Below are 9192 nucleotides of genomic sequence, written 5' to 3'. Positions count from 1 at the left end.
GAGCCGCACGAAGGTCTCGTTGACCGGCGCGCGGTTGCCGCCGGCGGCGGCGATGACGTCGAGGATGCGGTCGCCGTGGCCCGAGAGCGGCAGGCGAGCGCCGGCGGCGCCCTCGCCGGTGACGGTGACGGCCTGGGAGATCGGGCGGGTGACCGAGACCAGCACCTGGGGCTGGATGGCCTTGCCGGCGAGTTCGTTCTCGATGAGCGCCTGGACGTCCTGGGTGCGGCGGCCGGCGACCTTGATGCGGCCGGCATAGGGCACCGAGATGGCGCCGTCGCGCCCGACGGGCTGCTCGGGGATGAGGGCGGACTTGGATCCGGCGGAGAAGCGGTCGGCGACGAGGGGTCCGGAGAACAGGCCGCCGGATCCGGCTTCCCAGATGGAGACCGAGACCATGTCGCCGATGCCGATGACCGGCTCGGAGGAGGGGCGATGGTCGCCGAAGGAGGCGAGCAGGCTGTCGAGGGGGCGGCCGCGCAGGGCCTCGACCACGGAGGGGGTGACGTCGATGATCTCGTAGCGGGCAAGGATCCCGCCGTCGGCCGTGGCGACCTCGGCCCCGGCCTGGATCGCGCTCGCCGTCGGACCCGCCGCGGGCAGGTACGTGCAGCCCGACATCGCCGTGACGGCGAGCAGGACGAGGGGAAGTTTGCGCATCCAGATGTTGCCCATCGGTATTGCCGAGCCCGTGCCTAGCCCATAGCGGCCCAGGTGTCCGTAGCGGGTGAGCCACACTCCGCCCGCCACGACCGAGACTGCTAAGTCATCCTCGTTAAGCACAGCTTTTTCGGGGCACAGGGACGACGAATGCCGGGCGCAGCGCGCGCTGCTGAAATATCGGGACACAAATCCGAGCGCTGTCGACGGTAACGGGTCGGCCCATCGACTCCAGGGCCGCACGGCCCCGACGCGATCCGCTCACTGCCCCTGGGTCACCGCCGCGGTGATGTCGCCGTAGACGGCGCTGACGCGGGACACGTAGTAGCGGATGCTGCCGACCGCGACGAGGAAGATCAGGCCCCCGAGCAGGGCGTACTCGGTCGCGGTGGATCCGCGGAGGTCGCGGGCGAAGCGCGCGGCCGCGACAGGGATCCGATCCGTCAGGGCGGTCGCCGCCCGGGATCGCACCGCGCGCCGCCCCGCCCCGTCGCCGCCCGGCTCATCCATGGTCGAACGCGCCTTCCCGTCCCGCCGTCCGCGTGGCCCCACGCGCTCGGAAGGCTGTTACCGGCCCGCGCTTGCCGCCGGCTTAACGAAGTGTCCGAAACAGGGCATCGGGCTGATTCCGGGCGGGATATGCACCGTCCCGCGCGGCGGGCGCGCCCGGCGAGGGCGCGCCCGCGACGGCTCAGGCGTGGCCGGCCTTGTGGCGCAGGTCGTCGATCCGCTTGGAGGCCTCGGCCTTGTCGAGGTCGGGATCGAACGCCTTCGGCTCCTTCGCCTCCTCGGAGAGCGTCTTCAGGTAGGAGGCCTGCGCGCCGGTCATCGGCTCGCCGCCGGTGGTCCACTGGTCCGGATCCTTGATCTGGTTCGACACGTCCTTCGGGTCGGTCTTGGGGTTCTCCGGCGCGTTCTGGCGCGCATCCTGGCGCGCTCCGGAATCCCGATCGGCCTTCGACGTCGCCTTCGCGGTGGTGGTAGCCATGCGACTCATGTTCCCTAAATGTTCGCGTTCCGAGTCGTCAACGCGGCCCGCGCCGCGACGGTTCCTGCCGACACGGCGGCAACGTCGGGCGCGGCGATCTTCCCTTCCGCGCGCGCGCTCCGCATGATCGTGACGCGCGGCGCCCCGGCGCGCCTCGGAGCCACGGTGGTCCGGATGACGCCCCAATCAGACTCGCCATTCGATGCCGGGACGACCGCTCAGGTGCTCGTGGTCATGGGCGTCTCGGGGTCCGGGAAGAGCACCGTGGCGGCGCTGATCGCCGAGAAGCTCGGCTGGATCTTCGTGGACGGCGACAGCTTCCACGCGCCGGAGCACGTGGCGAAGATGCACGCTGGCCACGCCCTCGACGACGCGGACCGCGCGCCGTGGCTCGCCCGGATCGCGACCTGGATCCAGCAGCGCCTCGACGCCGGCGAGTCCGGGGTGGTGGTCTGCTCGGCGCTCCGGCGCGCGTACCGGGACGTCCTCACCCGGGGCAGCCGGCGGGTCCGCATCGTCTACCTCGACGGCGACAAGGCCCTGATCGCGCGGCGTCTCGCGGAGCGCCAGGGTCATTTCATGTCGCCGCATCTCCTGGACAGCCAGTTCGCCACCCTCGAGGTCCCGGGCCCCGACGAGCACCCGATTACCCTCGGGATCCTCGAGCCGCCCGAGGCGATTGCCGACCGGGTCGTGGCGGAACTCGCCACCGCGGCGCGCCGGGATCCGGGTGGGGAGTGACGCGATGACTGCAGGAACCGGCAAGGCCGCGGGGATCGCCCTGGTGATCTCGGACGTCGACGGCACCCTGGTCACCGGGGACAAGCGCCTGACGGCGGCGACGGTGGCGGCCGTGCGCCGCCTGCGCGCGGCCGGGATCGGCTTCAGCATCGCCTCGGCGCGGCCGCCGATCGGGCTGCGGAGCCTCGTGGCGGAGCTCGGCCTCGACCTGCCGATGGGAGCCTTCAACGGCGCGAGCGTCGTCCGGCCGGACCTGTCGATCATCGAGGAGCGGACCATCCCGGAGCAGGCGGCCCGGGCGGCCCTCGACCGACTCCTGGCCGAGGGGCTGGACGTCTGGGTCTTCGCTGACGGCGCGTGGTGCCTGCGCGACCCGGACGGTCCCTACACTGACTTGGAGCGCCGCACGATCGACGCGGAGCCCCGGGTCGTGCCGGATCTCGGAACGCTCATGGGTACGGCCGCCAAGATCGTCGGCGTCAGCCGCGACCACGCCCATCTCGCGGCCTGCGAGACGCGAATCGCGGCGGCGCTGGCCGGCCGGGCCACCGTCCACCGCTCGCAGAAGTACTATCTCGACGTGACGCCGCCCGATCTCGACAAGGGTCGCTTCGTCGCCTGGATGAGCGCGCATCTCGCCATCCCGCGCGAGCGGATCGCCACGTTCGGCGATGCCGGGAACGATCGCCCGATGTTCGCGCAGAGCGGCTACTCCGTGGCGATGGGCAATGCCGAGGCGAGCGTCCAGGCGGCCGCGAGCGCGGTCACGGACAGCAACGACGCCGATGGGTTCCCCCGCGCGGTCGAGCGCTTCATCCTTCCCTGACCGGCTCCCCAGATCGGCCGACCGCGTCCGCGCGCCGCCCTGTGGCGCGCGGATCACAAGCACGCCCGTCGCCCCGGCCGCCCACAGGCTGCCGAACGGGGGCCGCTTTCCGGCCTCATTTCCCCGTGACCTAGCTTGACTACAGAACAAGCAGCACCGGGTCTCGGAATGCATCGCCTCATCCTGGCCGCCGTCCTCGCGGTCGCGCCCGCCGCCGCCTTCGGGCAGGGCGCGCGCGACAATATCGACGCGTTGATCGAGCAGCAGGCGAAGGCGAACGGCGTTCCGGCGAGCTTCGTGCACGCCGTGGTCAAGCGCGAGAGCAACTACAATCCGCGGGCGAAGGGCGGCAGCGCCCTGGGTCTCATGCAGATCAAGCACGCGACCGCGCGCGGCATGGGCTACACCGGCGACGCCGCCGGCCTGTACGATCCGGAGACCAACCTGCGCTACGGCGTGGCCTATCTGGCGGGCGCCTACCGCACGGCCAAGGGCAACGTCGCCCAGGCCTACCAGTACTACAACCGCGGCTACTACTACGCCGCCAAGCGCCAGGGCATCTCCAACGAGGTCGCCTCGGTGGTCGCCCCCGTGGCGGCTTCGGCCAGCGCCCTCGCGAGCCTGTTCGGCGGCGGCGTCGCCGACTCCAAACCCAACCCCGCGGCCGCCGCCCTGGCCTACGCGCCGACGGCCGCCGCCGTGGCCGAGGTTCCGACCGAGACCGTCGAGGTGCCGCTGCCGCCGCGCCGGCCCGCCGCCCTGGCCGGCGCCGCGGTCGAACTCGCCAGCCTGTCCATCGACCCGGCCGCGGGCGCGACCCCGGCCGCCCCGCAGGCCGCCTCGGTTCCCTCCGTGGAGGTGCCGCTGCCGCCGCGCCGACCCACCGCCCTCGGGAGCGCGGAGGCCTCGCCGGCGCAGATGGCGGAACTCCGGCTTTCGCCGCAGCCCGCGGCGGCCGCCACCCCGATGACCCCCGCGGCCGCTTCGGCACCGGCCACCGAGGCGGCGGTCGAGGCGGTCGAGGTGCCGCTGCCGCCGCGCCGTCCGTCGCTCCAGATGCTCGCCGCCGCGACGCCGCGGCGCGCTCCGGCCGCCGCGCCGGTGCGCGAGGCCACGGCCCTGCCGGTCGAGTAGCGCGCCCTCTCCGGCGCGGGTGCAGACCGCCGATCGCCCGCCCGGCCGGGCCTTCTGCCCACACAAGGATCATGCCCAAGGCTTGACCATCGGGTCGATCCGCAACACATAGGCGCCACGCCAGCAACGTGGTTGGATCGTTACGGTACGGACCGGCGCCGCGAGACAGCGGCCGTACGCGGGTGGCGCACGACGGATCTCAGGGCAGGAAACGCCGGTCTACGCGCGCACGTTCTCAGGCAGCTTCCTGTCTGGCGGAACGCCAAAGCGCGATGGATCTCGAAGCGGCAGGCATGCAGGGCACGGACTCTGCTTTCGAGCTGGCAGGAAAGCGGACGGCGCCATGACCGGCGTGGAACAGGAATCTCTCTTTCTCACGGACCTCGGGCGACGCGTCAGGCACGCGCGCACCGTGCGCGGGCTGTCGCGCAAGGTTCTGTCGCAGACCTCGGGCCTGTCCGAGCGCTACATCGCGCAGCTGGAGGGCGGCCAGGGCAACGTCTCGATCATCCTGCTGCGGCGGGTGGCGAACGCCATGGGTGTGCGGCTGGACGACCTGATCACCGGCAACGACGCGCTGCCCGACTGGCCGGTGGTGCGCGACCTCCTCGCCCAGGCGAGCCCGGCCCAGATCGTCGCCGCCAAGGAGGCCCTGTCCGGCGGCAGCCGGCCCGAATCGAGCAACCGGCCGCGCGTGGCGCTGACCGGACTGCGCGGCGCCGGCAAGTCGACCCTCGGCAAGCTCGCGGCCGAGCGCCTCGGCTGGACCTTCGTGGAGCTCAACGCCGAGATCGAGCGGGAGAACGCCCTCTCGGTCCAGGAGATCTTCGCGATCTACGGCCAGGAAGGCTACCGCCGGCTCGAGCAGGCGGCCTTGCGGCGCCTGACCGAGCATCCCGGGCCGCTGATCCTCGCGACGAGCGGCGGCATCGTCGCGGAACCGCTGACCTACGATCTGCTCCTCCAGGCGTTCTACACCATCTGGCTGCGCGCCCGGCCGGAGGAGCATATGAGCCGCGTCCGCGAGCAGGGACACCTCGCCACGACGGGCGACCACGCCTCCGCGATGCAGGAGCTGCGCGCCGTGCTGGCGAGCCGCGAGCCGCTCTACGCCCGGGCCCCGGCGACGGTGGACACCTCCAACATCCCTGTCCAGACGATGCTGGACCGCCTGACGGCGGCGATCGAGGCGCGGTTCGGGCAGGGCGTGCCGCTGGCGGACTGACCCGCCCGCGTTCGCTGACAGCCATGCGACCGATGCGACCCCCGGGCCGCGCCGGCCCTTGATCGCCGCGGTGCAGCGCACCACGCTAGGGCAGTACCCGCGGTCCGTCGCCGCCGCTGCCGTCTCTCCGGGCGGGACAACCACCCCGCTCGAGCGGGCGCTGGACCGGCCCCGCCCCACGCGCGACCGGCAGACCCTGCGAAGTCCCGGACATGAGCATCCGACTATGAGCGCCAGTCCTGCCTTCACTCACCCATCGCATGACCTCGCGGTCGTCGACCCGGTCTGGTCGCGGTTGCGGGACGAGGCGGAGGATGTCCTGCGGACCGAGCCGCAGCTCGCCTCCTTCATCGTCGCCACCATCCTGAACCACACCACGCTGGAAGGCGCGGTCTCCCACCGGGTCGCGGCGCGGCTCGGGCACCCGTCGCTCCCGGCCGAACTCGTCGCCCACGCCTTCCACGAGGCGATCACGGTCGATCCCGAAATCGGCCAGGCGTTCCGCGCCGATATCGGCGCGGTGATCGACCGGGATCCGGCGACGCTCCGGGCCCTCGAACCGGTCCTGTACTTCAAGGGCTTCCACGCCCTGCAGGCCTACCGCCTCGCCCACCATGTCTGGAACCGCGGTCGGCGCGACCTCGCCCTCTACCTCCAGAGCCGGGTCTCGGAGGTGTTCCAGTGCGACATCCATCCGGCGGCGCGGATCGGTCGGGGCGTCTTCCTCGACCACGCCACCGGCCTCGTGGTCGGGTCGACCGCGGTGATCGAGGACGACGTGTCGATCCTCCACGCCGTGACCCTGGGCGGCACCGGCAAGCAGCGCGGCGACCGCCACCCCAAGATCCGCCGCGGCGTGATGATCGGCGCCGGCGCCAAGATCCTGGGCAACATCGAGGTCGGGGCCTGCGCCCGGGTGGCGGCGGGCTCGGTGGTGCTGCGGCCGGTACCGCCGAACACGACGGTCGTCGGCGTGCCGGCGCGCGTGGTCGGCACCGCCGGCTGCGACGATCCGGCCCGGGCGATGGACCAACTCGTCGCCCTCGATCAGTTCATCCACCTGGGCGACGGGATCTGACCCGGGGCCGTCGCGCTTGCCGCTCCGCCCGCGGCGTGGCAAGCCCTCGGCCCATCCGCGGCGCCAGCGCCGCCAGGGGAGATCGACCAGCGTGACCAAAGCCGAGACCGCGAAGCTTCAGGACTATCTGCGCCGCAAGTTCGCGAACAACAATATCCGCCTCACCGCGATGAAGACCGGCGACTCCGCCGAGGTGTTCATCGGCGAGGAGTCGATCGGCGTGATCGCCGACGACAAGGAGGACGGCGACGATTCCTTCGTCTTCCGGATGGCGATCCTCGACATCGATCTCGAGGAAGAGGCCTGAGGCCCCGCGCCCCGGCCGGACCCGCGTCTCGGAACGGGTCCCGCCGGCCGCACCTGTGCACGGATTAACGCTAACGAAGACTCGTGCTTAACAACCGGTAAACGGCGTGAGTACAGTGCGCGCAACCTGTATCAGGAGCGCGAATAATGGTCCTCACGCCCGTCGCCCTCGAGTCGATCCGGACCCTCTGCATCGGACTGGCGCTGTCCGGCCTGATCGCCAGCGCCTTCGAGCTGTTCGCGGCGCGGCGGGCGAGCTTCAGCCTGCTGGAGCGCGGTGGTCTGCCGGCGGTCGCCGCCCTGCCGATGCTGGCCTTCTCGGCGCCGTTCATCATCCTGCGCAACACGGTGCGCGGCCGGCGGATCGAGGGGCGCCCGATCCCGTTCGTGATGCTGGCGACGGTCATCGCGTGCGGCTGGAGCCTGCTCTCCGGCCGCGTCGCCCTCGACCTCGCCGCGATGCTGGTCGGCGCCTGACCGGGTTCAGGGCTCGGCGGTGGCCACCTGCGCGGTCCCGTCCTTGCCCTCCAGGGACACCCAGGCCGCGCCGTCCTGGCCGGCCCGCTTGATGAAGTTGTAGCCGGTGCGGCGCCAGGAGCGGATCGCGTCGGTCTTGTTGTCGAGGATGAAGTCGCCGCGGTCGGTCCGGACCGTCAGCACCGCGTGGCCCTCGTTGGTCTCGTCGATCACCACGGTCATCAGCAGGGCGCGCCGCGGCAGGCCGCGCTCCACCAGCATCCGCCGCTTCAGCAGTTGGTAATCCTCGCAATCGCCGAACCCGTCATCGGGGAAGTCCCAGCGGTCGACGACGCCCCAGTGCGCCTGATCGGTGATCGGCCGGATGCGCGCGTTCACGCGGCGGTTGACGCTCTGCAGGGTCCGCCACACCGCCACGGTCAGGGAAATCTCGGCCGGCTCGGCCGTGTCGACCGTGCATTCCTGAGGCGTGCGGGCGCAGAAATCCGTCCAGCCCGCGATCGCCCGCACCGGCCCGGTCGGTTCGGCGGCGGTCACCTGATCCGGCAGGACCAGCCGCGCGTGGGCGTGAGTCGTGGCGCCGCCCATCGCGAGGATCGTGCCGAGCAGGGCGAAACTCGCCGCCTGCCGCGCGCGGCACGCCGCGTGCGTCCACCCGCGCCAACGGAGCGGGCCGAAGACCTGACACGAGATACCGCCATCCGCGTGCCGCATGGTTCAAGCCCCCGCCGCCCGATGATGACGGAAGGGTGACACGGCCACGTGCGACGCACAATGGGTCAGGGCGAGGCAGCTAACGCGCGGGCAGCCGTATCGGTTCCGATTTAAGAGAGTGTTGCATCCGCGGGGCTGGCCGAAACCGTATGCACTGAGTGAATAGCCGCTCTGCGCCTTCTCGGAAGGCCTTGATTCAGGTCAGCTTTGCCGGCTTCTCAGCACGGCTCGCACGGGGGATTCGCGGCGGGCTCGATCGAGACGCGTGAAGCCGGCCAGCCCGTCGCCGACGGGGCCGCACCCCAGGAAAGGACCCGCCATGCAGCCCGCCATCCAGCAGGTGATCAGAGCGCTCGCCGAAGATGGTCGGGCCGGCGCGATCAATATCGCGGAGCACGCGGTCGATTCCTACCTCGCCGACGCGCCGAGCGAGGGCGACAGGGCGCTGTCGCGGGACATCCTGGTCCGGGATCTCGCCAGTCTCCGGGGCGTCGCCCCGCATCTCGCGGCCTTCATCGGCCGGGTGGAGTCCTACGTGGCGAGCCTCGCCCAGCCGTCGCTGAGCCGGGCGGCCTGAGGCCGCTTCACCGGTTTGCGGTGGTGACCGGGGAGGTGACGCCGCCGAGGGAGACCCAGGCGACGGCGTCCTGGCTCTCGCGCTTGATGAACACGTAGCCGGTCTTGTGCCAGGGCAGGATCGCGCTGGTCTTGTTGTCGAGCACCAGGTCGCCCCGGTCGGTGATCAGGGTCAGCACGGCGTGGCCCTCGCCCTTCTCGTCGATCACCACGGTCATGCGCATCGCCCGCCGCGGCAGGCCGGCCTCGGCCAGCATGTGGCGCTTGAGCAGCTGGAAGTCCTCGCAGTCGCCGATGCCGTCCTCGGCCAGGTCCCAGCGGTCGGCCACGTGCAGGTGGTCCTGGTCGGTCATCGGCTCGATCGCCTTGTTGACCCGCCGGTTCACCGACACGATCGTCGCCCAGGTCGCCGGCGTCAGGCTGATCCGGGCCGGCTCGCCCCGGTCCAGCGCGCACTCCGCCGCGTA

At 71.7% G+C, this 9192-nt stretch carries 13 protein-coding genes; 8 read left to right on the top strand and 5 right to left on the bottom strand.

What is annotated here, in order from left to right; translation table 11 throughout:
* The 3 genes from BLW78_RS30485 to BLW78_RS30475 all read right to left on the bottom strand — a co-directional run.
* A partial coding sequence (locus BLW78_RS30485; protein ID WP_139307804.1) for a polysaccharide biosynthesis/export family protein occupies positions 1 to 660 on the bottom strand: 660 nt, incomplete at its 3' end.
* A 261-nt stretch (positions 661 to 921) separates the two neighbouring features.
* A complete protein-coding gene (locus BLW78_RS30480) occupies positions 922 to 1170 on the bottom strand; it encodes a Flp family type IVb pilin (RefSeq protein WP_091684051.1) in 249 nt (82 codons plus the stop codon).
* Between the two features lie 181 nt (positions 1171 to 1351).
* Positions 1352 to 1648, bottom strand: a complete 297-nt coding sequence (locus BLW78_RS30475) for a DUF3072 domain-containing protein (protein WP_091684049.1) — start codon at positions 1646 to 1648, stop codon at positions 1352 to 1354.
* Positions 1649 to 1822: 174 nt separating this feature from the next.
* On the opposite strand from BLW78_RS30475, the gene BLW78_RS30470 reads away from it, so the two are divergent.
* From BLW78_RS30470 to BLW78_RS30440, 7 genes are all read left to right on the top strand, one after another.
* A complete protein-coding gene (locus tag BLW78_RS30470; RefSeq protein ID WP_091684053.1) occupies positions 1823 to 2389 on the top strand; it encodes a gluconokinase in 567 nt (188 codons plus the stop codon).
* Positions 2390 to 2393: 4 nt separating this feature from the next.
* Entirely contained in the window at positions 2394 to 3215 is an 822-nt protein-coding gene (locus BLW78_RS30465; RefSeq protein WP_091684047.1) for a Cof-type HAD-IIB family hydrolase, read from the top strand.
* A 168-nt stretch (positions 3216 to 3383) separates the two neighbouring features.
* On the top strand, positions 3384 to 4349 hold the full coding sequence (locus BLW78_RS30460) for a lytic transglycosylase domain-containing protein (RefSeq protein ID WP_091684045.1): 966 nt from the start codon (positions 3384 to 3386) through the stop codon (positions 4347 to 4349).
* Between the two features lie 343 nt (positions 4350 to 4692).
* The gene (locus BLW78_RS30455) at positions 4693 to 5574 is read left to right on the top strand and encodes a helix-turn-helix transcriptional regulator (RefSeq protein ID WP_020095664.1); all 882 of its coding nucleotides are present in this window, start codon (positions 4693 to 4695) and stop codon (positions 5572 to 5574) included.
* A 226-nt stretch (positions 5575 to 5800) separates the two neighbouring features.
* Positions 5801 to 6652 (top strand): serine O-acetyltransferase, encoded by an 852-nt coding sequence (gene cysE, locus BLW78_RS30450; RefSeq protein ID WP_091684043.1) that lies wholly within the window; start codon positions 5801 to 5803, stop codon positions 6650 to 6652.
* Between the two features lie 91 nt (positions 6653 to 6743).
* Positions 6744 to 6959: a DUF3126 family protein gene (locus BLW78_RS30445; protein ID WP_007565940.1), complete on the top strand. Its 216-nt coding sequence runs from the start codon at positions 6744 to 6746 to the stop codon at positions 6957 to 6959.
* 146 nt (positions 6960 to 7105) lie between these two features.
* A complete protein-coding gene (locus BLW78_RS30440) occupies positions 7106 to 7435 on the top strand; it encodes a DUF6949 family protein (RefSeq protein WP_020095662.1) in 330 nt (109 codons plus the stop codon).
* Between the two features lie 6 nt (positions 7436 to 7441).
* On the opposite strand, the gene BLW78_RS30435 is transcribed toward BLW78_RS30440, so the two are convergent.
* On the bottom strand, positions 7442 to 8149 hold the full coding sequence (locus BLW78_RS30435) for a transglutaminase-like cysteine peptidase (protein WP_026605326.1): 708 nt from the start codon (positions 8147 to 8149) through the stop codon (positions 7442 to 7444).
* A 319-nt stretch (positions 8150 to 8468) separates the two neighbouring features.
* Here BLW78_RS30435 and BLW78_RS30430 point away from each other — a divergent pair, with 319 nt between their 5' ends.
* The gene (locus tag BLW78_RS30430) at positions 8469 to 8726 is read left to right on the top strand and encodes a hypothetical protein (protein WP_012320711.1); all 258 of its coding nucleotides are present in this window, start codon (positions 8469 to 8471) and stop codon (positions 8724 to 8726) included.
* 7 nt (positions 8727 to 8733) lie between these two features.
* Here BLW78_RS30430 and BLW78_RS30425 read toward each other — a convergent pair.
* Positions 8734 to 9192, bottom strand: a 459-nt coding sequence (locus tag BLW78_RS30425) for a transglutaminase-like cysteine peptidase (protein ID WP_091683537.1), incomplete at its 5' end; no start/stop codon positions are given.

It is taken from the genome of Methylobacterium sp. 275MFSha3.1 (assembly GCF_900108435.1).
GTDB lineage: Bacteria > Pseudomonadota > Alphaproteobacteria > Rhizobiales > Beijerinckiaceae > Methylobacterium.
This window is presented reverse-complemented; position numbering and strand designations above follow the sequence as displayed.

What these genes read in the sequence shown, in the direction of transcription:
- BLW78_RS30465 (WP_091684047.1), top strand. Translation starts at nt 2,394, where the DNA reads ATGACTGCAGGAACCGGCAAGGCCGCGGGGATCGCCCTGGTGATCTCG.
- BLW78_RS30440 (WP_020095662.1), top strand. Translation starts at nt 7,106, where the DNA reads ATGGTCCTCACGCCCGTCGCCCTCGAGTCGATCCGGACCCTCTGCATC.
- BLW78_RS30470 (WP_091684053.1), top strand. Translation starts at nt 1,823, where the DNA reads ATGACGCCCCAATCAGACTCGCCATTCGATGCCGGGACGACCGCTCAG.
- BLW78_RS30475 (WP_091684049.1), bottom strand. Translation starts at nt 1,648, where the DNA reads ATGGCTACCACCACCGCGAAGGCGACGTCGAAGGCCGATCGGGATTCC.
- BLW78_RS30480 (WP_091684051.1), bottom strand. Translation starts at nt 1,170, where the DNA reads ATGGATGAGCCGGGCGGCGACGGGGCGGGGCGGCGCGCGGTGCGATCC.
- BLW78_RS30460 (WP_091684045.1), top strand. Translation starts at nt 3,384, where the DNA reads ATGCATCGCCTCATCCTGGCCGCCGTCCTCGCGGTCGCGCCCGCCGCC.
- BLW78_RS30430 (WP_012320711.1), top strand. Translation starts at nt 8,469, where the DNA reads ATGCAGCCCGCCATCCAGCAGGTGATCAGAGCGCTCGCCGAAGATGGT.
- BLW78_RS30435 (WP_026605326.1), bottom strand. Translation starts at nt 8,149, where the DNA reads ATGCGGCACGCGGATGGCGGTATCTCGTGTCAGGTCTTCGGCCCGCTC.
- cysE (WP_091684043.1), top strand. Translation starts at nt 5,801, where the DNA reads ATGAGCGCCAGTCCTGCCTTCACTCACCCATCGCATGACCTCGCGGTC.
- BLW78_RS30455 (WP_020095664.1), top strand. Translation starts at nt 4,693, where the DNA reads ATGACCGGCGTGGAACAGGAATCTCTCTTTCTCACGGACCTCGGGCGA.